The 19,334-nt window shown below is 67.0% G+C and carries 22 protein-coding genes and 2 pseudogenes; 8 read left to right on the plus strand and 16 right to left on the minus strand.

What is annotated here, in order from left to right:
• Positions 1-80: 80 nt before the first annotated feature.
• The 6 genes and pseudogenes from ACIHAX_RS32305 (at position 81) to ACIHAX_RS32330 (ending at position 5,913) form a co-directional block, all read left to right on the plus strand.
• Positions 81-1,292, plus strand: a complete 1,212-nt coding sequence (locus ACIHAX_RS32305; protein ID WP_397281392.1) for a tyrosine-type recombinase/integrase — start codon at positions 81-83, stop codon at positions 1,290-1,292.
• Positions 1,289-2,221 carry a tyrosine-type recombinase/integrase gene (locus tag ACIHAX_RS32310; RefSeq protein WP_397281394.1) on the plus strand — a complete coding sequence of 311 codons (933 nt, stop codon included), beginning with the start codon at positions 1,289-1,291 and terminating at the stop codon, positions 2,219-2,221. The genes ACIHAX_RS32305 and ACIHAX_RS32310 overlap by 4 nt, the downstream gene beginning before the upstream one ends.
• Entirely contained in the window at positions 2,218-3,207 is a 990-nt protein-coding gene (locus tag ACIHAX_RS32315; protein WP_397281396.1) for a tyrosine-type recombinase/integrase, read from the plus strand. Before ACIHAX_RS32310 ends, ACIHAX_RS32315 begins: the two co-directional genes overlap by 4 nt.
• Positions 3,208-3,335: 128 nt before the next feature.
• A pseudogene (locus ACIHAX_RS32320) lies at positions 3,336-3,608 on the plus strand (ATP-binding protein); the annotation flags it as partial.
• Between the two features lie 87 nt (positions 3,609-3,695).
• Positions 3,696-5,519 (plus strand): tyrosine-type recombinase/integrase, encoded by a 1,824-nt coding sequence (locus ACIHAX_RS32325; RefSeq protein WP_364434464.1) that lies wholly within the window; start codon positions 3,696-3,698, stop codon positions 5,517-5,519.
• Positions 5,506-5,913, plus strand: a complete 408-nt coding sequence (locus ACIHAX_RS32330; protein WP_364434468.1) for a DUF6262 family protein — start codon at positions 5,506-5,508, stop codon at positions 5,911-5,913. The genes ACIHAX_RS32325 and ACIHAX_RS32330 overlap by 14 nt, the downstream gene beginning before the upstream one ends.
• Before the next feature lie 20 nt (positions 5,914-5,933).
• Here the strand turns inward: ACIHAX_RS32330 and ACIHAX_RS32335 are convergent, their stop codons facing one another.
• A complete protein-coding gene (locus ACIHAX_RS32335; protein WP_364434471.1) occupies positions 5,934-6,446 on the minus strand; it encodes a single-stranded DNA-binding protein in 513 nt (170 codons plus the stop codon).
• 515 nt (positions 6,447-6,961) lie between these two features.
• Between ACIHAX_RS32335 and ACIHAX_RS32340 the strand changes: the two genes are divergently transcribed.
• Positions 6,962-7,450 (plus strand): hypothetical protein, encoded by a 489-nt coding sequence (locus ACIHAX_RS32340; protein WP_364434474.1) that lies wholly within the window; start codon positions 6,962-6,964, stop codon positions 7,448-7,450.
• A 216-nt stretch (positions 7,451-7,666) separates the two neighbouring features.
• On the opposite strand, the pseudogene ssb reads toward ACIHAX_RS32340, so the two are convergent.
• From ssb to ACIHAX_RS32360, 4 genes and pseudogenes are all read right to left on the minus strand, one after another.
• Positions 7,667-7,879 (minus strand): annotated as a pseudogene (ssb, locus tag ACIHAX_RS32345) (single-stranded DNA-binding protein); the annotation flags it as partial.
• 91 nt (positions 7,880-7,970) lie between these two features.
• Positions 7,971-8,771 carry a DNA-processing protein DprA gene (locus ACIHAX_RS32350; RefSeq protein ID WP_364434477.1) on the minus strand — a complete coding sequence of 267 codons (801 nt, stop codon included), beginning with the start codon at positions 8,769-8,771 and terminating at the stop codon, positions 7,971-7,973.
• Between the two features lie 260 nt (positions 8,772-9,031).
• Positions 9,032-9,364 carry a hypothetical protein gene (locus tag ACIHAX_RS32355; RefSeq protein ID WP_364434480.1) on the minus strand — a complete coding sequence of 111 codons (333 nt, stop codon included), beginning with the start codon at positions 9,362-9,364 and terminating at the stop codon, positions 9,032-9,034.
• 116 nt (positions 9,365-9,480) lie between these two features.
• A complete protein-coding gene (locus tag ACIHAX_RS32360) occupies positions 9,481-9,921 on the minus strand; it encodes a hypothetical protein (protein WP_364434483.1) in 441 nt (146 codons plus the stop codon).
• Positions 9,922-10,166: 245 nt separating this feature from the next.
• Here ACIHAX_RS32360 and ACIHAX_RS32365 point away from each other — a divergent pair, with 245 nt between their 5' ends.
• Complete coding sequence (locus tag ACIHAX_RS32365) at positions 10,167-10,373, plus strand: hypothetical protein (RefSeq protein WP_364434486.1); 207 nt, start codon at positions 10,167-10,169, stop codon at positions 10,371-10,373.
• Positions 10,374-10,705: 332 nt separating this feature from the next.
• Here ACIHAX_RS32365 and ACIHAX_RS32370 read toward each other — a convergent pair whose 3' ends face one another.
• From ACIHAX_RS32370 to ACIHAX_RS32420, 11 genes are all read right to left on the minus strand, one after another.
• Positions 10,706-11,593: a bifunctional DNA primase/polymerase gene (locus tag ACIHAX_RS32370; RefSeq protein ID WP_051047301.1), complete on the minus strand. Its 888-nt coding sequence runs from the start codon at positions 11,591-11,593 to the stop codon at positions 10,706-10,708.
• Positions 11,590-11,922 carry a hypothetical protein gene (locus ACIHAX_RS32375; protein ID WP_043736954.1) on the minus strand — a complete coding sequence of 111 codons (333 nt, stop codon included), beginning with the start codon at positions 11,920-11,922 and terminating at the stop codon, positions 11,590-11,592. Before ACIHAX_RS32375 ends, ACIHAX_RS32370 begins: the two co-directional genes overlap by 4 nt.
• 96 nt (positions 11,923-12,018) lie before the next feature.
• A complete protein-coding gene (locus ACIHAX_RS32380) occupies positions 12,019-13,908 on the minus strand; it encodes a ParB N-terminal domain-containing protein (protein WP_364434490.1) in 1,890 nt (629 codons plus the stop codon).
• 105 nt (positions 13,909-14,013) lie between these two features.
• Positions 14,014-14,325 (minus strand): hypothetical protein, encoded by a 312-nt coding sequence (locus ACIHAX_RS32385; protein ID WP_364434492.1) that lies wholly within the window; start codon positions 14,323-14,325, stop codon positions 14,014-14,016.
• A gap of 77 nt (positions 14,326-14,402) precedes the next feature.
• Complete coding sequence (locus ACIHAX_RS32390) at positions 14,403-14,621, minus strand: hypothetical protein (RefSeq protein WP_364434494.1); 219 nt, start codon at positions 14,619-14,621, stop codon at positions 14,403-14,405.
• Positions 14,622-14,695: 74 nt separating this feature from the next.
• Entirely contained in the window at positions 14,696-15,934 is a 1,239-nt protein-coding gene (locus ACIHAX_RS32395) for a hypothetical protein (RefSeq protein ID WP_043736945.1), read from the minus strand.
• Positions 15,935-16,079: 145 nt separating this feature from the next.
• Positions 16,080-16,517 carry a hypothetical protein gene (locus tag ACIHAX_RS32400; protein WP_364434498.1) on the minus strand — a complete coding sequence of 146 codons (438 nt, stop codon included), beginning with the start codon at positions 16,515-16,517 and terminating at the stop codon, positions 16,080-16,082.
• 50 nt (positions 16,518-16,567) lie between these two features.
• A complete protein-coding gene (locus tag ACIHAX_RS32405; protein ID WP_043736941.1) occupies positions 16,568-17,140 on the minus strand; it encodes a hypothetical protein in 573 nt (190 codons plus the stop codon).
• A 50-nt stretch (positions 17,141-17,190) separates the two neighbouring features.
• Positions 17,191-18,021 (minus strand): methyltransferase, encoded by an 831-nt coding sequence (locus ACIHAX_RS32410; protein WP_364434503.1) that lies wholly within the window; start codon positions 18,019-18,021, stop codon positions 17,191-17,193.
• A 145-nt stretch (positions 18,022-18,166) separates the two neighbouring features.
• On the minus strand, positions 18,167-18,817 hold the full coding sequence (locus ACIHAX_RS32415; protein ID WP_364434506.1) for a hypothetical protein: 651 nt from the start codon (positions 18,815-18,817) through the stop codon (positions 18,167-18,169).
• Between the two features lie 43 nt (positions 18,818-18,860).
• The coding region (locus tag ACIHAX_RS32420) for a hypothetical protein (protein WP_397281403.1) at positions 18,861-19,334 on the minus strand (474 nt) is incomplete at its 5' end.

Consider the following 19,334-nt stretch of genomic DNA (forward strand, 5'->3'; position numbering starts at 1 on the left):
TAAGGGCAGCAGAAGTGCCTCGTTTGGCGGCGAAGCAGCCCACATAGTTCCGTCGTCGGCTCTGATACTTCATCTGATGGATGAGTGCGTCGGACGGAGGCGTGATCATGGTCGGAACTCGCAGGAAACCGGGCCGCATGGGCCCCTACATCGCCGGTTACCGAGATCATCTGGAGCAGCAGCGTTACACGCCGGGCACGATCCGGAACATGCTGAAGATCATCGGCGATCTGGGGCGGTGGATGATCGAGCAGGACCTCTCAGTCGAGCAGTTGACGACGGCGTCGATCGAAGAATTCCGGCGGTTCTGCTGCGTCACGCTGCGCCGTCCGCCGTCGGCAAAGAGCCTCAATCCGCTGCGAGAGTTCTTGAGATCGGAAGGGCTGCTCACGGATCCGCCGATCAGCGACGCCCCGTTGGACTCGATCGTCGCCGAGTACTGCGACTGGTTGGTGACCGACCGCGCTCTGGCGGCTGCCACGATCGTCCGCTACGAGAAGCTGGCCCGCCGGTTCCTGAGAGAAACATCCGCTCGCGGGATCGGTGAGCTGACCGGCACCGAGATCGTCGCGTTCTTGCTCGCCGAAAGCCCACGCGTCAGCGTCGGTGCGATCAAAGGCCGCGTCGCGGAATTACGGTCGCTGCTGAAGTTCCTCTACCTGCGCGGACTACTGCCACGCTCGTTGACCTCGGCGGTCCCGCCCGTCGCCGGCTGGCACGACACCGGCATCCCGAAGTCGATCACCGCCGCGCAGGTTCAGCGGCTGCTCGATGCCTGTGACCGCGACGATCCGGTGCAGGTCCGCGACTATGCGATGCTGACCCTGGTCGCGCGGCTGGGACTGCGGTCGATCGAGGTCGCCCGGCTCGAGGTCGGTGACATCGATTGGCGTGGTGGTCGGATCATTCTGCGCGGCAAAGCGTCCCGGGAGGACGCCATGCCGATGCCGTTCGACGTCGGAGAAGCGGTCAGCACCTACCTGACGACCGCCCGGCCGGCGACCACGTTGCGGCCGGTGTTCGTGACCTGCAAGGCGCCGCTGCGCGGCATCCGCGCTGATCTGGTCAGCGACGTCACCCGCCGCGCCTGCGATCGCGCGGGTCTGCCCCGCGTCGGCGCCCACCGGCTGCGTCACTCGCTGGCCACCGAGATGCTGCGCCGCGGAGTCCCTCTTGTCGATATCAGCCAGGTCCTAAGGCATCGGGACCTGGCCACGACCGCGATCTACGCGAAGGTCGACCTGACTACGCTGCGCGACCTCGCCGCCGAATGGCCGGGAGCGCCACGATGAGCCGACTGTCCGAGGCCGCCGCCGACTACCTGGAGTTACGCAACCGGCTCGGCCATGATCTGGCCGAACACCATCGGCTGCTGCCGCGGTTCGTCGCCTACCTCGACGAGATCGCAGCACCGACAGTCACGATCGCGGCCGCGCTGGACTGGGCGTTTGCTCCCGGAGTCGATGCGGCGTCGTCGAATCCGGCACGTCGGATGACGATCGCTCGCCGGTTCGCCCAGCACATGGCCGGGCTGGATCCGCGCACCGAAATTCCACCGCCAGGGTTGATCTCGTTCCCACAACGCTGGCATCCGCCGTTCATCTTCACCCGCACCGACCTGGAGACACTGACCACTCAGGCGCGACAGCGAGTTCGCGGGCAACTTCCGGCGGCGACCCATTCCACGATGCTGGGCCTGCTCGGTGCGACCGGGCTGCGGGTCGGGGAAGCGATCCGATTGGACTGCACCGACATCGACTGGGCCGACGAGGCTTTGCTGGTCCGGGAGTCGAAGTTCGGTAAGTCCCGGCTGGTTCCGGTTCTGCCCTCGACCATTGCAGCCCTGCGCGACTACGCCGGCATTCGCGACGAGCACCACCCGAGGGCGACGACAGCGAGTTTCTTCGTCTCTCGTCGCGGCAACAGAATGGTCTATCCCTGCGTCCAGGAGACTTTTCGGAACTTGTGTCACGCCACCAAGATCGGCGCGGACGCAGACCGGCGTCCACGCATCCACGACCTGCGGCATTCGTTCGCGGTCAACACGCTGTTGCGCTGGCACCGGTCCGGGGAAGACGTCGAGGCGAAACTGCCGACGTTGTCGACCTATCTCGGTCACCGCGACCCGCGCTCGACCTACTGGTATCTGTCGGCGGCCCCCGAGCTGCTGAGTCTGGCCGCCCGGCGGCTCGAATACTCGATCCAGGCCAGGCCCTCATGACCACGATCTCGGCCACGCTGCAGAACTTCTTCACCGAACGGCTCGTCAAGCACCGTCACGTCAGTCCGCGCACGGTCGCCTCCTATCGGGACTCGCTGAAACTGTTGCTGGGCTTCGTTTCTCAACGAACCAAGAAGCCGCCGGCCGAGCTGGACTGGTCCGATCTGGACGTCGGCACCATTACCGCGTTCCTCGACTACCTCGAGCACGAGCGGAGCAACAGTCCCCGCACCCGCAACCTGCGCCTGACCGCGATCCGGTCGCTGTTCACCTACGCATCACTGCGCCACCCAGAACACGCCGAGCTAATCCAGCGGGTGCTGGCCATCCCGCCCAAACGGTTCGACAAACAGCTCGTCGCGTTCCTGAACCGCACCGAGATCGACGCCATGCTCGATGCACCGAACCGCGACCGCTGGGAAGGCCGCCGCGATCACGCCTTGCTGCTGGTCGCGGTCCAAACCGGGCTGCGGGTCTCGGAACTGATCGGCCTGAACTGCGGCGACATCACCCTCGGCGCCGGCGCGAATCTCCGCTGTCTCGGCAAGGGCCGCAAACACCGGGCCGTCCCGCTCACCACACCCACCCAGCGCGTCCTAGGCGTCTGGATCGCCGAACGAGGTGATCATGCCGATCAGCCGCTGTTCCCGACCCGCACCGGCCGCAGGCTCAGCGCCGATGCCGTCGAGCACTTGGTCCGCCGCCACGCCACCACCGCCGCCCGGTCCTGCCCCAGCATCCGCCCCGCCGAGCTACATCCCCACGTCCTGCGCCACAGCTGCGCGATGGCGCTGCTGCACGCGGGCGTCGACACCGCGGTCATCGCGCTATGGCTCGGCCACGCCGACATCCGATCCACTGGCATCTATCTCCACGCCGATATGACGATCAAACAACGCGCTCTCGACCAGACCACCCCGACTTCGACACCACCGGGCATCTATCGCCCGACCGACAGCCTCCTGGCCTTCCTGGAGAGCCTGTGATCAGGCCGACAACCGGCCCACTCGGCGGGCCGAACATGCTGCACTACTTCATATTCCAAGTCATGTGGCGATCGGCGCGGCATAGTCCCAGTCTCGGCATAGGTCGATCTATGCCGAGTTCGGTATAGATTGATGAGGTCGGCTACATCCCCTTCGACCAAGACGCGGCGAACCTGTTCTTCCAACTGGTCGCCTCCCGCTACGAGCAGGGCTCGATCATGGTCACCTCGAACCTGCCGTTCGGGCGCTGGGGCGAAACCTTCTCCGACGACGTCGTCGCCGCAGCCATGATCGACCGCCTCGTCCACCACGCCGAGGTCCTCACCCTCACCGGCGACTCCTACCGCACCCGCCAACGCCGCGCCCTGCTCGCCAAAGAGAACCGCGCCGCAACCGACTGAACACACCAAAACCGACCCCTACCAACTCGTCAAAATTGACCCCGGGGGTCAGAATCAAAAATTCGACTGAGGGTCAGCCTTCACGAGTTGTTGACAACCGACGGCCCGAGCACGAAACTGTGTCGCGCTCACTACGAGAGCTGGCGCCGTAGCGGGCGGATGGCGTTGCAGGAGTGGTTCGTCCACGTCGAACGGATCCGTCATCCCCATGTCCGTCTGGACGATCTGAGCGGGGCGCTGCGGCTGGAGGTCGGTTACGGGTTGCAACGTCGTCACGAGTTGGGACATCAGCACACCGCGCCGCGGGTGGTGACCAAAGCGCTCACCTGGATCCGCGCTGCCGGGGTGCGCAGTCTGCTGGATTGGGACGATGCGCGGTGGAAGGCGTTCTGCCGCCCGAAGCCCGCGAACTACGACACCTTGTCGCTGGCGTTCATCAAGGACACCCGATTCGAGTTGCGGGCGTTGCTGATCGAGGCGGATCCGTGGGCCGATCAATACCCTCGCCAACAATGGGACCTCAAACACCTCGGACTGAACACCGCCGACGTCCGGCGCCTGCGGTTCGGCGGCATCACTTTGGGCTGGCTCAACGAACTGGTTCGGCGCTGGTGCCGATGGCGACTGACTCGTGAGCTGAATCCCTCGACGGTCGCGATCAACCTGCGAGCCTGCCGACTGCTGTCGGAATACCTCGTCGACGCGGTCGGCGAGGGGGCGGCACCGGCGGAGTTGACCCGCGCTCGCCTCGAGGGGTGGCTGGCCTGGTTGCAGACCAAGGTCCCCGATCCGGTCACCCGGGGCGCGATGATCGCCTCGATCAGCGGGTTCCTCGCTGATGTCCACCGCCACGAGTGGCAGCTGGAGTTGCCGCGCAACGCGCTCATCCACGACGACATGCCCGAACGTTCCCATCCCAAGCCGCGCTTCATCGCCGAACACATCATGCGCCAGATCGAGTCCCCACGGTCTCTGGAGCAGTTCCCGTCGCCGGACGGCCGCCTGATCATCGAGATCCTCATCAACTGCGGACTGCGGCTCAAGGACGCGCGGACTCTGCCGTTCGAGTGCGTCGTGCGTGACGAGGACGCCAACCCCTACCTGGCCTGGCTCAACCGCAAGATGGCCGACCGGCCCGCGTTCTTCCCTCTCTCCGACGATCTGGCAGGCAAGATCGCTGCTCAGCAGCGGGCAGTGCTCGAACGGTTCCCGGACGGATCGCCGTGGTTGTTCCCCGCGATCCACAGCAACATCGACGGCAGCCGATACGCCAGTAGCACTCGACTACGCGACCAGCTGGATCGCTGGCTGCAACAATTGGCGCTCGTCGATGAACATCAGCGGCCGGTCCGGGTGACCTTCCATCAATTCCGACACACACTGGGCACCAGGCTGATCAACGCCGAGGTCCCCCAGCCGGTCGTCCAGGCGCTGCTGGATCACATGTCACCGGACATGACCGCGGTCTATGCCCGACTGCACAACGACACGCTGCGCGAGCACTGGCTCAAAGCCGTCAAAGTCGACGCCGACGGGCGCCCGGCGACGATCGCCGCCGATCATCCACTCGCCGAGGCGGCCTGGGCGAAGCTGAGCATAGTGCGCGCGAAAGTCACTCTGCCCAACGGCTATTGCGGCGCACCGGTCCAAACCGACTGCGAATACGCCAATCCGTGTCTGGACTGCCGGTTCTTTATCACCACCACCGACTTCCTCGATCAACACCGCCGCCAACGCCAGGACACCCACCGCATGATCAGCGACGCCGAGTCCGCGGGCCTGGCGAGGGTGGCGGAGAAGAACACCCGGACCCTGAACAAGCTCGACGCCATCATCGGCGCGCTCGAATCCGTCGAGACCGGCCAGATCCTGGCCGGAGGAAAGGTCCAAGACCTCGATGCCACCGGCTGACAACACCCGATACCTCCTGGAAGCGACCCAGCGCCGCCGCGAAGACGCCCGGCGCCGCGCCGAAGCCGCGATCACCTCGGCAGCCCGGCACAAAGACCGCGCGGCCACCGTCGCGGGCATCGCCAAGACCGCCGGTGTCTCACGATCGTGGCTCTACACCCAACCCGACCTCGTCGACGCGATAGACACCCTCCGCCAACGCGATACAGCCTCCAGTCACACGAACCGAGCGTCGGTGGAATCATTGCGGACGCGCCTGGAAGCAGCCGACAAACGCAACAAGCAACTACGCCAGCAGATCACCCAACTCACCGAACAACTCGAAGTCGCCTACGGCGAGATCCGCGCGCTACACAACGCGCACAGCCGCGCTGACCGTTGCCCTTCCAGCTGAGCGCGACGTCGTCGAGAGCGTCAGAACCCGGGTTCGTCGCCGTTGAAGCCTGCCCCCACACCAGCGAACCCGCCATCTCCGCGGGTAACGGCAGACCCCCACGGATCGTCGCTCCCAGCCGTGCTGGTGAATCCGCCGCCAGCAGCGGGCGCAGTGCCGCGACCGTTGCGATTGACCCGAGAAACTTTCGCCGTCGCATAGCGCAAGGACGGACCGATCTCGTCGATATCGAGTTCGACGACGGTGCGCTTCTCGCCCTCGCGGGTCTCATACGAACGCTGCTTCAATCGGCCACTCACTATGACACGTGAGCCCCTGGTCAGGCTCTCTGCTGCATTCTCCGCGGCCTCGCGCCAAACGTTGCAGCGCAAGAACAGGGCGTCGCCGTCTTTCCACTCGTTCGCATTCCGATCGAAAACCCGAGGTGTCGAGGCGACGGTGAAATTTGCTACTGCCGCTCCTGATGGCGTGAACCTCAACTCCGGGTCAGCGGTCAGGTTCCCGATGACAGTAATGACCGTTTCTCCAGCCATGACCAACTCCTTCTGCAAGACGCCAATGATTTGCTGACAGGGCTCTCTCCCGGATCGCCGAGATGTCGAACCCGCTCGACATAGACATGTCGACACCGAAAACGCGCTGCTACACAGCGATCCGGCCCATGGGATCTAAATAGTAACCGTTTCCGTGACGTTCTATGCCTCTGGGAGGTTTAATTTTCGGCGAGATTTCAGGATGGCGCCGTTTCCATATTAATTGGGTGTCAATGCGGACACAATTGCATGCCCTTGTGGAAGCCTTTCGGGCAGTGAGACGATGTGGTTAAATGTAACCTCCGGACAGGGATGGAGAAATGAATCGAGCCTCGGATGCCGGAAAGAAGAGCGGCAATAAGAAGAGTGATACAAAGAAGTCAAAGAAGGGGGAATGGCAACCTCTTATACGGAAGCCTGATACGATCCACCGCACGAAGGGCTTCATAAAAGATCTTGCAGACCGTATGCTGCATCGACGTCCAGAGAAGGAGCTCGGATAGGGAACGAATCCTATGGGCGAGAATGGCGTTGAGTGGGCGAAGTTCGTGCAGAGCGAGCTCGACCACGAGTATGCGCGTCGAAACGCTGCAGATGCACGCGCCGCCGCGACAGTGACTGGATCAACGGGGTTGGCGACAGTCGTTCTCGCAGTTATTGTCATATTGAAAGGTAAGGACTACGCCCCTTCTGGGGTGGCCGCAGTTGCGCTTATATTTGCACTGTTGTCACTTCTGTCCGCGGCTCTGTTGGGTGTGTGTGCTGGATGGTCTAGGCGAATTCGGGTTACCGAGATTGAGATGTTGAGGAAACTCTCAAAGAAAAAAAATTGGGAACGCAATGAGGAGTACAATCGAAGAGATATCGTCAGCTGGAATGCCGACACCATTGACTCCTTGCGATCTGGCACGTGCAAAAAGTATCGCCTTCTATTTTTTTCCGCCGTGGCGCAACTGTGTGCGGTAGTTGCTCTCGCAATTTTTTCCATCGTAGCCATGAGGTGAAAGTCGCGACGATCTGATGCTTTGCGAAACGTCGGTTTCCTGATGGCAGTGGCGATCGTCTATCCAGCTATGACCAACTCCTTCTACTAGTTGCCGATGATTTGCCGACAGCGACTCGACTCTAGGCAGTGGTGCATCTAACCCTCTCGACATGGACATGTCCACGCCGGAAACACACTGATAAACCGTGATTATGCGCGGTGAGATCTAGATAATCAGCGACTCCGCGGCGTTCTCGGCGGCCTCTCGCCAGAGGCTGCACCGCAGGAACAGCGCTTCACTGTCCTTCCACTGGTTGGAGTTGCGGTCGAAATATCGCGGGGTGGACGCGACGGTGAAATTCGCGACCGCGACACCCGCGGGCGTAAATCTCAGCTCGACGTCCGCCGTCAGATTCCCTATCACGGTGATGACGGTGTCTCCGGCCATAACAGTTCTCCTCGCAAGTCGATGATCAACAGGGACAGATGAATTCGCGTGGACCGAGGACCACGCGTGAACCAGCCCCGGCCCGCGCGGGTCAGCGCGCGGGTGGGCCACCGAGCTGGTGATGGCCGGTGTCGATACGCGGGTCGTCGCCGAGCGGGTGGCGGGGCTCGGGTTCGGCGGTCTCGTCGAGCGCGGCGAGGACGTCGGTGACCGAGTGCACGGGGCGGGCGTGGCCGTCGCCGATCAGTTGGTGACAGCCCCGCGAGGTGGCGGCGGAGCCGGGCACGGCCAGCACCGGGCGGTGCAGCCGCCGCGCCCACCGCGCGGTGGACAGGGTGCCCGAGCGCAGTCCGGCCGCGGGGATCACCAGTTGCCGGGACATCGCCACGACCAGGCGATTACGGGCCAGCAACCGCGAACGGTCGATCCCCTCACCGGGCGGGTATTCCGAGACGATCGCGCCGGTCTCGGCGACTGCGTCGAACCCCTCGGCGTGCGCGGTGGGATAGACGCGGTCGATCCCGGCCGCGGACACGATCGTGGTCGGCACGCCGTGGTCGAGCGCGGCCTGATGGGCCAGGACATCCACGCCATAGGCGCCACCACTGACCATGTGCACACCCCGCACTGCCAACGCGCCCGCGATCTCGCCGGTGATGCGGGCACCGCGCGGCGAGACCGCTCGCGTGCCGATGACACCAACGCGGGTCAGGACCGAGACCGCCTCGATGGTGCCGCGCACCCAGACCGCCACCGGCGCGTCCAGGTGCCGTCCGCCGGGAGAATCCAAGTCGTTGAATCCCAGTCCGGTCCAGGCGGGGTCGTCGCGGGTGAGCAACCACGCACCGACTCGCTCGGCCCGGTCGAGATCGCGAGCGGCGAGCTCGGCCACCGACCCCCGCGAACCGGGTCCGGCCGCAAGCGAGCCGATCTCCTCGGCGGCATCCTCGACGTCCGTTCCTGCCGATCGGGTGGCCGCGTGCGCGCGGGCGGCGTTGGTGGGGTCGAGTGCGGCGCGGGCCAGGATCGCCCACGCTCGCAGCCGCGTTCGGAGACCGTGGCGATTGTATGCATGACGTCCTCCTCGAAAGTGGTGGACTGAGCGGCGTGCCGAGGACAGGCCCGCTCACCGGATTCGGCTGTGGCGGGGCCTCATTCGGGTGGAATGGTGATGCCGGTGAGGGCGTGCAAGGCATGGCGCCAGTCGCTGAACCGGGCATGCAGGTGCTCGTCGGGGATCCGGTGCCCGCAGTCACCTCCGGCGTAGGCCCATCCGGCGGGATCGTGGGTGACCGCAGCCAGTACCAACTCGCCGCCCCAGAGCCGGACCTCGGTCGCATCGGTGTCGGCGGCAGGGTGGGCGGTGAGATCGTCGTCGCCGCGACAGAACTGGAGACGCAGGCCCGCACCGGCTGCGGCGACGGCGTCTACCGGCGATCGCGAGGCCGGGTCAACGGTCAACGGATTCGGGGTCCGATCGGGCATGCGGGTACTCCAGACTCGGGGTGGTCGAGGGGCAGCGGTGAAGGAGACGAACCGCCACGGGTGGGCGGACACTGGCCGGACTCGCCCGCTGCGTGGTATTCCGCGATGTCTAGATCTCAGGAGGGTCCGGTGTCACGGAGTTCGACGTAGGCGGCGTCCGGCTCCACGGTGATGACGAGCCAGGCGGCGGTGTCGGTGTCGGTGCCGCGCAGGAGGTCGATCAACGGCGTTGCGTCCTGGGCGAGGGGCGCGGTCAGCGGCAGGTATTCGACGAAGTCGTCGCCCAGCGGCGGGCCGTGATGCCAGTGGGTGCCGGGGCCGTGGCCGTGGGCGTAGACGACATGCATCTTGCTGTCCGGGTGATCGGTATCGGTGGGTGGTTGGTGGGGCAGGCCGTTGCTGACCAGGTAGATCCCGTCGTCTTTGACCCAGATCAGCGACGGCGACCCGACGGCGGATTCGTCGAAGGGCGGATGGGAGTGGCCGGCGGCGGCCATGGCGTGCTCGGCGAGGTCGAGTACGTCGGCGCGGCGGAACCACAAGTGGGCCGAGGTCATCGTGGTGAGGTGTCCTTCCCGGTGGAGCTGGTGGCCGGTGGTGCGGCGAATTGCTGGACCAGGTGCCGCCAGACGCGCGCGGCTGCGGGTGGCGGGGGGTGAGCGGGGTGAATAGTCGCGGGTCCAGTCCGCGGTAGTAGTCGCTGCCCTCGATTTCGTGGCGGTGGGCCAGTTCGACCCGAACCCGGCCGGTGTCGGTCCCGCGGGCGGCGCGGTAGAGCAGCTGGTGGGCGGTGGTCTCGCCGGTGACATCGGCGATCGCCGATGTCAACACCGTCTCCCAGCTCGTCGTGACCCAGGTCGCGACCGCGTCGACGGCCGGGGTGCGGTCGTGGTGGAGCAGACGGTGCCCCTCGGGCAGGTGCTCGCGCAGATACGTCAACGCGAAGGCGTCGATATCGGTGGCGGCGGGCACGGTGACCGCGACCGCCCGCGGTCCGGTGAGCCGATAGCGGGAGGGGAGTCGATCCTCGGGATCGACCCCGTCGAGCCAGTGCGTGCGGCCGCGGCCGAGCACGTATTCACCGCCGGGCGGGTCGTCGAAGGCGTCGATCAGTTCCGCGCGGCAGGCCGGGCTGCTCGCCTCGGCCAGGGTGGCGTCACGGAATTCGCGCCAGTCGTCCCATTCCCAGCCGTGACCGGCGTCGATCACCACCGACCGGCCCTCCACCGCGACGCCGTCGACATACACCGACACCCAGGTCTGCGAGGACGGGTCACGGAATCCCCACGACCTCCACGCTCGGATCCGGCACCGGTGGTCTCCTTCCAGGGCTGGCGGCGGTCATCGCCGCAGGTAACGGGGACGGCTGCGGGAGTAACGCAGGCCGTTGGCGATGGTGCGTTCGGCTTCGCCGGTGGTGAACCCTTCGACCCCGACGTGCACGGCGGCGGCGTCGGTGAGCACGGCGTGGGCGTGGTGTTCGCTGATCTCGTCGGCGGCCACCAGCCGTCCCAACACGAGCGCGGAGCGGAACAGGGTGTGGTTGCGCAGATGGACTCGCGCGGTGGCGACGCGGTGGGCTTCCCCGGCGAGGATGGCCGCGAGGTAGGCATCGGGATGGGTCGCGGCAGCAGGCAATCGCGACGCGGGTGCGGGTGGTGGCGGGGTGAGCACGACGGCGAGCTCGGCAGGTAGCTCGGTGACGGGATGATCGGCGGCGACAATGTAGTCACCGTGACGCGTCCGGGAGCCGGGCGCGATGACGTAGCCGCCGTGCCCACGGGTGTCGATCCCGTCCCCGAGACGGCCGACGCTGCACGGCAACCGCGGCGTCTCGGGAGCCTGGTAGTAGAGGTGCCAGCCGTGCGGGGTCGCCACCGTCCACGTCACCGGCACCGGCGCGGTCAAGCGGGTGGCGAGCCGGGTGAGAGCGTCAGCGAATCCGGTAGCGGGCGGGGTCATGTGGCGGGGGTCGAGGTCGATCACGCACAACCGGGCCGGGCCGGTCGCGATCGCGACGTTTCGGGCCGGATCCTCGTTCCACCACCGGTGGATGCGGGCCGGGTCGGTGGAGGCGTGCTCGGGCCAGCGTTTGAACACCGGCGGCTTCTTCGCGCCGGGCCGGATCGGGAACACCGGCCACCCGCGCGCCGCGATGTCGAGAGCCACCACCCGCAGATCCAGGCCCACCGCGTGCGGGTCCAGCGCCCGCGCCGTGGTGGTGCTCACCAGCGTGGCCCGACGTGGCGGGCGGTGCGGGCGATCCACACCGCGGTCGTGTGGAGGACCCGCATGCGCTCGCGCACCGCCTCAAGGGTGTCGAGGTGGTCGGGATCGGTGGGCAGGGGCGGGTAGTCGAGGTGGTCGGCGCGCAGGAGCAGATGCCAAGACAAGCTCATCTGATCGAAGACGCGCACGCTGTGACGGAAGCGGCCGTCGCCGTCGACGGTGACGGTGATGTCGGCGGGTTGGTGGTCGACCAGGCACAGGCTGCGAGCGCGATATCCGGTGTCGGTACGGGCCAGGGTATCGATGGTGGGTTCATCAGGGGTGCGCACAACTGACTCCTCGAAGCTTTGCCGCGAAGACGGCAAGCGGCCCTGGTGCGCCCGAAAGGGGGGTTCGGGCGCACCGGGAGCCGCGGGGCGTGGCGGTCAGGCCGCTGCGGGGAGGTCCTGCTCGTCGGCGTCGGCGGAGGCCGCGTCCGGGTCGGCGGGTTGACCGGTGGCGGTGGGGTTGTCGATGTCGATGTCGATGGCTTTGATCTCGCCGAGGGCGGCGAGTTCAACGGGGACGAGGGGGTAGCCGAGTTCGCGCAGGAAGCTCAGGTAGCGCCGGACCGCGGAGTCGGCGTAGCGCCACAGGTCCTTGTCGGCGCGGTGCTCGTAGCCCCCCAGCACCAACGCCAGCGCGACGACCTGGGCACGGGCGGGTTTGATGGTCTCAAGGGTGTCGAGCATGGCGTGGCGGGACCGGTAGCCCTCGATGCCCAGCAGCTTCAGCGCGGAGTCGAAGGCGTGATACTCGCTGATCAGCCCCGGGTCGGCCAGCATCGACCGGGTCAGGAACACCGCGGCCTGCGCGGGCGGAGTACGACGGGCCAGCAGCCGGGTCACGAACTCGATACGGGTCGCTTTGGCGGCCAACCCGAGCTTGTTGAGTTCACGCACCCGCCGCCGCGCGGCCCGTTCGATCTCCGCCGCCTGCGCCGCGGCCTCTGCGTCGGCTTCGGCGGCGGCCTGACGCTCGGCCGCGACCTGCTCGGCGTCGACCTGACCGAAACGGCTACCGCGCTCGCCGGAGTCCTCGCCCTCACCGGCATCACCGGTATCGGGGTCGTCCTCGGTGTCGGGTTCGGTGTCGACGCGTTCACGCAACCCGGTCGTTTCGAGGAGCTCGCGGGGCAGGAAGTACTCGGGCAGCAGCTGGTCGCGCTGTTCGACCTCGCGGGCGTGGCGCAGCCCCTCGGCGGGTGCGGCGTCGGGCTGGTCGCGGGTGTCCCAGTCCACGGTGTCGGGATCGACGAGATGGCCGGTGCCGACCTCGACCCATACCTGTTCCTGGTCGACGTCGATCCACACCAGCCACGCCCTGGGGTTCGCGGCGATGTCGGCAAACTCGATGGCGTTGCCGTCGGCGTCGACGAGCTCGGCCGCGCACAGCAACTCGGTGTCGGTGTGATCGAGGTCGGGGTAGTCGGTGAGGATCCCGAGCCCGGCCTGGGCGTAGGGCAGCGCGTTGGCGAGGTAGGCGCGTTGTTCGGTGCGGTCGGCGGCGATCCGGTTGGCCTCGAAGTCGAACAGACCGCTGCGGACGTTGAGCAGTCGGCGGACCGCGTCGTAGTCGCCGACGTTCTCGTATTCGGCGATGACCGCAGCGTGGGCCAGGTCGTACTGGTCGTCGTCGATCAGATTGCGTGCGGTGGGCGAGGTGCCGACCTTGCCGACGAGTTTGACCTCGTCGCGTTTGGTCTGCAACGCCTTGGCCACGCGGGTGACCGAGGCGCCGAGGTCGAGCATCTGCGCGATGCCGGCGGCGCGGTCGCTGTTGGTGAGCGGGATTCGGCGGTCGTTGAGGGTGATCTGTTCGGTGATGCGCTCGATCTCGGCCTCGCTGGTGTCCACGCTGGGGTCGAAATCGCGGATGTAGACCGGGACCTCGGGCAGCTCGCAGGCCAGCGCGGTCAGGGTACGGACCTGCCCGTCACGCACCACCAGGCGCCCGTCGGGCATCCGGATCACCAAGATCGGGTCCCGCACTCCGTGTTCGCGGATGGAGTCGGTGACGTCCGGGTGGTCCTCGAGCCGGAAGGTCTTGCGCACGTTCTCATCGATCTCGAGCACGGCGGGATCCACGGTCGGGCCCGTGCACAACCCGTCGAGGGAACCGGGTTCCCCGGCGCTGTCGGCGTCGGTCTCGCCGGTGTCCGAGCCGCCGGTATCGGTGTTGGCGGGATCGGAACCGGGTACCGGGTGGATGGCGAGGGCCTGCTCGTCGATGTCGGGGCCGGGGTCGGTGGTGGGCGTGTCGGTGTCGGTGGGCATCGAGATGGGCTCCTATCGTGAAAGAGGCAGGGACCGGCCAGCTTTGGACTGGCCGGTCCCTGCCTCTTGGGAGGGGACTTCGATGGATGGAGTTGGTGGTGGCGGCTACCCGCGGTCGGGTTCTGCGGGGTGCGGGGGTGCGCCGTCGATGACGATGTCGAGGTCGTCGCGGGCAATCGCGATCTCCGCGTCGATGCCGCCGTGTTTGTGGAGTACTTCCCGGTAGCAGGCTCGGCACACGACCCCGGAGATCGAATCGCTGCTGCCTTTACCGCTGGCGTGACAGCAGGGGGTCAGCACCGTCGTGTGGTCGGTGCCGAACCTGATGACGATGCAGCCTTCGGCGTCAAGGCCCAGGATGTCCTCGACGGCGTCGAAGCTCGCGGGCAGGACCAGTTTTCGCTTCTTTTTCGTCACGGGCGCAGATGTTCCTTCCGGAAGTGACAGGGCAGGGCACGGGGGCACCGGTGGTGGCGCTCGCTTGGGGTCGTGGGTTACTTCTTGGTGCGGGGGGCGACGTTGATAGGGCGCAGGTGCCGGGCACTGTGCGGGGCTTCGGGGTCGGTGTAGCCCCAGTGCTTGGCTTTCCAGTCCGGGAACTGCTCGCGCCATCGGGCCACGGTCTCGTCGGCGAGCGCGGTGACCGCGCCGGCGGCACCGAAGTGCTCGGCGGTGTCGAACTCGGCGCGGGTCAGAACGGTGGTCTCGGCCATGAGGCACAACTCCTTCGACAGGGGCGGGGACAGGGAGGGGAGGGATCGAGTGACCGCGGATGCGTCCGGCGGGTTCAGACGAGGGTCATCGCGGTGAGGGCCAGGTCGTCGAGGTCGTCGGCGCGGTCGGGGTCGGGGATGGTCTGGGAGTAGCTGGTGACCGCGTTGGCGATCCCGGCCGCGGTCAGCTGTCCCCCGGCGATGAAGTGCGACAGGATCCCCGAGCGTTCGTCCTCGGTGAATCCGAGCTTCTTGCTCATGACCTCGAGGGTGCGTTCGGGCTGGGTAACCGGTGTCCCGGCGTGGCGCTCGAGTTCACCGATGCGGGCGGTGAGGAACTCCGGCGACATCCATTCCGAGACCTTGTCGCGGGTTTCGGCGGTGATGACCGCGAGACGTTTGCGCTGGGTGTCCTGCGACCAGCTGCGGGTGCCACCGATCTCGAGGCGGTCCCCGACGTGGCGTTTGGTGAACGCGAACAACGGCAACGTCAAGCCGTTGCCGCAGATTTCCACCACCAGTTCCGGTTTCAACGTGACCGCGTGGTGGCCGATCTCGGAATTGGAGAACCGCAACCCCGCGAACACCACCGGCTCGCTACCGGGCCGGTAGCCGCGGCCTTCCCGTGCGGCCAGGCGGCGACCGGTCTCGATCTGCCCGGCCACGCGCCGGCGCTCGGCCTCGAGCTCGGGATTGGCGAACGGAGTCCGATAGTTCTCCAAGAACGTCGGGGCGAGCGCGCGGATCTTCGGCGAGTACACCTTGCAGTGCATCGAGGACTCCGACAGGTCACACGAGCGCACCGTGACATCGGTATCGGCCAGGCGGATGCCGTCGAGGACGGCGGTCAGCACATCGAGGTTGTCGATGATCCCGTACCGGTCCGAGAGCACCGCCCGCAACACCCCCGGCTCATCCGGCTTGCCGGAGGTGAACAACCGCAGCAGGAACGAGCGCTCGTCCGGCCCGCCGGGCAGGCGCGGGTCCTGTGGTCCGTGGAGCAGGCCGTTGATGTTGGCGTCGTAGAGATCGGTGCGCTGGATCTCGCGCAGCGACTTGAGGTATCCGGCGGGGATCTTCAACTTCGACCCCAGGTGTGAGTCGGCCGCGCCGGTCGGGCGGTACAGGCCGTCGACGGGGGTGACACCGCGGTCATCGAGTACCGGCTCGACCCCGGCCAGCTCGATCAATCCGTCGCAGGCGCGCAGAGCCGACGCGGGGGCCAGGACGTCGAGTTTGGCGGCCTGCTGATCGTTGAGCAGGGCGACGAGGTCGCCCAGCTCGGCGTGACGCACAGTCGAAGCGATCGACATTTCAGTGATTCCCTTCTCGGACAGATGGATACGACACGCGACACCCACCGGGATGACGGGTGTCGCGTGTGCAGGGTTGGGAGCGTGGGGACCGGTCGGCGCGGGGCCGTTGGGCGTGCTCAGGCGTGCTGGGAGCCCGAAGGGCTCAGGAGGCAGGGTCGAGCCTGTCGTCGTCGGCTGCGGCGTAGGCGAGGTTGTCGATGTGCTGGATGAGTTGTTCGACGGCGTCGAGTTGGTCGCTGGTGAGCGCGGGGATCGCCACGATCGCGGTGGTGCTGAAGCAACCCCCGTCGGGTCCGGCGCAGTCCAGGCGTCCGGCTTCGGCTTCGGCTGCGGTGTCGAAGGAGTGGAGGTAGTACTCGTTGCTCGCGCCGCCCTGTTGGATATAGGCGAAGGACTTCTCCGCCGCCGCGGCGCCGTCGAGCCACGCCGACAGGCGCCGGATCGGGTGGAGAATGTGATGGGCTCGGGCCTGCGGGTCGCATTCGGCGTAGTCGCGTTCTTCGCCGATCTGTGCGTAGGCCAGTACGGCACGCAGGTCGGACAACACCGCAGGGGTGAGAGCCAGGTCGGTGTCGGTCACTGTCGAATCTCCTCGGGGCTGCGATGCGGTGGGCAGCGGTCGCGCGGTGGTCAGCTCTGCTGGCGCAGGGTCTGCACGAGCGCCCAGGAGGCGTCGGCCTCGGCGCGCGCGGCGGCCAGACGCTGATAGCCGCGCTGCTGGAGAACATCAATGGCTGCCAGCGCGGTGGCGGCGTCCTGGCGGCGCTGGTCGGCGCAGTGGTGGCGGTGCCGTGCCGCGCGGTCGTCGGTGAGGAACTCGGCGGTGATCTCGATGACCGTGTCGGCCACGAGTTCACGCAGGTCGGGGTCGGCGGTGGTGAGTGGGTGGCCGAGATCGAGGTGCAGGCGGCCGGGCTCACCCAGGCACACCGCCGCCGCGGCGCCGCGTCCGGGCTCGCCGGGAACGAACCGTGCCAGCACCCGCGGGTTGCCCAGCGCTTCACCGTGGGAGCGCAGACCGAAGAACCGCACGATCACCATCGACCGGCGTTCGGGTATCCCGTCGACCAGCACCGGATGTTCGCCCATGTCGGTGAACACCTGCCCGGTCAGGGGTGCCTCATCGGTGGCGAACAGGGTGTAGGAGGCCCCGTAGTCGGTGGTGTTGGTGTTGGTGCTGAGGCTGAAACCTGGTGTGGGCATGATGAATCCAGACTCCTGTCCGAACGGCGAGTAAGAATGGGCGGGCGTGGTCAGCTGGCACGGGCGGGGCGATCCCACGGCGCGGCCAGCGCAACGGCACCGCCGGCGCGGGCGCGGCGGCGACGCGCGAGGGCGGTGCCGGAGAACTCGGTGAGCACGATCTCGGTGCGGACCGGACGCTGATGCCAGTACGGGTCGTGGAAGGCGGTGTCGACACTGCACCCCGGCTCCAAAGCGATGCCGGTGCTGGAGGAAAAACGCTTGTATTCGGCGTCACCCTGCCCGTCGAGCATCCCCTGGCCTCCGCTGTAGTGGAAAGGCGCCGACGTTTGCGGCACCAGAAAAACGCCGTGGCGGGCCAGGTGCGAGGCCAAGGCGATCACGTGGTACTCGAAGCGCGGTCCGCGGTAGCCGGGAGCGTTGCCGCTACGGGTATGGTTGCCGAAGGGCGGGTTGGCGATCGCGGTGTCGAACAACCGCCACCGCTGCCGCCCGATGCCGAACACGTCGGCGCACACCCATGTGGCTTCCGGGACCAGCTTCATTCCGACCGCCACGAACTCGGGATTGGCTTCGACGCACACCAATTCCCGCGCGGGCAGCCCGTTGGACTGCTCGCGCAGGTTGCGGCAGGCGAAGGCGAGCGCACCGATCCCGGCGCACAGGTCGATCACCCGGTTGCCGACCACATCCAGGGACATGCAGTCGGCCAGATCTTGCGGGGTGAAGAACGCGCCCCCGAGCGGATGGCCATGGCTTGCCGATTCCTGGAAGTGGGTGAGAACGAAGCGTTTCTCCTCCTCGTCCAGGTCCCGGCGCAGACCGGCCAACCCGAGGGCTTCGCGATGCGCGGTGGCCTCGGCACGAGTGAGTCTGCCCATGACAGCATCAACCTCCGAACACAGGAAAGACGCCGCACCCCAGGCAGGGGTTCGGCGAAAGGGATGGATGTAGAAACGGATCCGCCCCCGGGCCGCGCCGGGGCGCTGGTGCGGCCGTGGCGTTCCGGGATGGCGTCGGCGGGTTTCAGGATCGTGGGGTGTGTGGCGCGGATTGCTCTGGTGCGCGCAGGATCTCGAATTCACGCAGTGCCCACCCTGGGGCGGCGCGCATCAGGGGACTATCGGTCACGGTCCCGGAGTCGGTGATCTCGGCGCGCCGCCAGAGGGTCGGGGAGCACACGACGACCTGCCGTACGGCACCGATGCCGTGGCCGTAGGTATAGGTGCGGTCCAACCGGATGACCGCGCCGACCGCGTCGCGGGCGCGGCGTCTGGCGTCAGCGAGGGCGCGGTGGTGGCGGATCGCTTCGGCGCGCCACCGGCAGGCGTCGGGGTGCTCAGTGGGTGTGAGCGCATCCAGGACCCGGCGGGTGACGCCCTGGTGATCGACGGGTCCCTCGGTCTCGTGCAGGTGCTTGACGACGACCTCGGACACACCGCCGCGGTGGTGGCGCAGGTAGAGCAGCACGTGCGCCGACACTGTCACCGGTGTAGTGGTGGCGTCGGCGATCGCGGCGTAGAGGGCATAGGACCAGCCGCCGTGGCGGCCGGTGCCGAGTGCGGTGCGGCAGTGGGCCACGATGCGGTGTCCATCTCGCAGGTGTTCGCGCAGGTTGTCCAGGACGAAGCGGTGGGTGTCGGCCGACGCCGGCACCTGGAACCCGATCGAACCCATGCTGGTCTCCTCGACAGCGGGCGCCACACGGGCGCGGGATTGGTCAGCTGTTGTCTGTGATGAACTCGATGTGTGGCCCGTTCTGATCGGCGTGGCCGCAGCTGGTGACCGGGGGATCGTCGCTGCCGGAACCGTTGAGGGCTGCCCGCATTCCGCGGACCCGGCCAGGACCGAGGTTGTGGGCGATGCGCATCCCGGGCGACTCCAGTGAGGCCGGGGTGGGTGCGGACCGGTCACTGGGCAGCGACTCGAGCCAGCTCAGGACTCCCCGCAGATCGGTGGGAGTGACGACGGTGATGCCCTCGATCCGGTCGAGGTGGGTGGTGTCCTCGGGTCTGGCGATGACGACGTAGCGGAATTCTGCGCGCGTCGCCGCCGCGAGGACGGTGGTGAGCGCCTGCGGTGATGGGACTACTAGAAATTGGCTCTGTCCCACTTTCGATGATGGGCGGGTGTCGATTGTGTTGGGGTGCTGGGTATTCCGGTAGAACTGCGGAATGTGGTTGCTGATGGTGCA

Origin of the sequence: Nocardia sp. NPDC051929 (genome assembly GCF_044548645.1) — a bacterium.
Lineage (GTDB): Bacteria > Actinomycetota > Actinomycetes > Mycobacteriales > Mycobacteriaceae > Nocardia > Nocardia sichangensis.

Coding starts and splice junctions, on each gene's coding strand:
- ACIHAX_RS32405 (WP_043736941.1), bottom strand. CDS start 17,140: ATGCCCACACCAGGTTTCAGCCTCAGCACCAACACCAACACCACCGAC.
- ACIHAX_RS32415 (WP_364434506.1), bottom strand. CDS start 18,817: ATGGGTTCGATCGGGTTCCAGGTGCCGGCGTCGGCCGACACCCACCGC.
- ACIHAX_RS32330 (WP_364434468.1), top strand. CDS start 5,506: ATGCCACCGGCTGACAACACCCGATACCTCCTGGAAGCGACCCAGCGC.
- ACIHAX_RS32335 (WP_364434471.1), bottom strand. CDS start 6,446: ATGGCTGGAGAAACGGTCATTACTGTCATCGGGAACCTGACCGCTGAC.
- ACIHAX_RS32340 (WP_364434474.1), top strand. CDS start 6,962: ATGGGCGAGAATGGCGTTGAGTGGGCGAAGTTCGTGCAGAGCGAGCTC.
- ACIHAX_RS32390 (WP_364434494.1), bottom strand. CDS start 14,621: ATGGCCGAGACCACCGTTCTGACCCGCGCCGAGTTCGACACCGCCGAG.
- ACIHAX_RS32410 (WP_364434503.1), bottom strand. CDS start 18,021: ATGGGCAGACTCACTCGTGCCGAGGCCACCGCGCATCGCGAAGCCCTC.
- ACIHAX_RS32380 (WP_364434490.1), bottom strand. CDS start 13,908: ATGCCCACCGACACCGACACGCCCACCACCGACCCCGGCCCCGACATC.
- ACIHAX_RS32305 (WP_397281392.1), top strand. CDS start 81: ATGAGTGCGTCGGACGGAGGCGTGATCATGGTCGGAACTCGCAGGAAA.
- ACIHAX_RS32355 (WP_364434480.1), bottom strand. CDS start 9,364: ATGCCCGATCGGACCCCGAATCCGTTGACCGTTGACCCGGCCTCGCGA.
- ACIHAX_RS32315 (WP_397281396.1), top strand. CDS start 2,218: ATGACCACGATCTCGGCCACGCTGCAGAACTTCTTCACCGAACGGCTC.
- ACIHAX_RS32395 (WP_043736945.1), bottom strand. CDS start 15,934: ATGTCGATCGCTTCGACTGTGCGTCACGCCGAGCTGGGCGACCTCGTC.
- ACIHAX_RS32310 (WP_397281394.1), top strand. CDS start 1,289: ATGAGCCGACTGTCCGAGGCCGCCGCCGACTACCTGGAGTTACGCAAC.
- ACIHAX_RS32360 (WP_364434483.1), bottom strand. CDS start 9,921: ATGACCTCGGCCCACTTGTGGTTCCGCCGCGCCGACGTACTCGACCTC.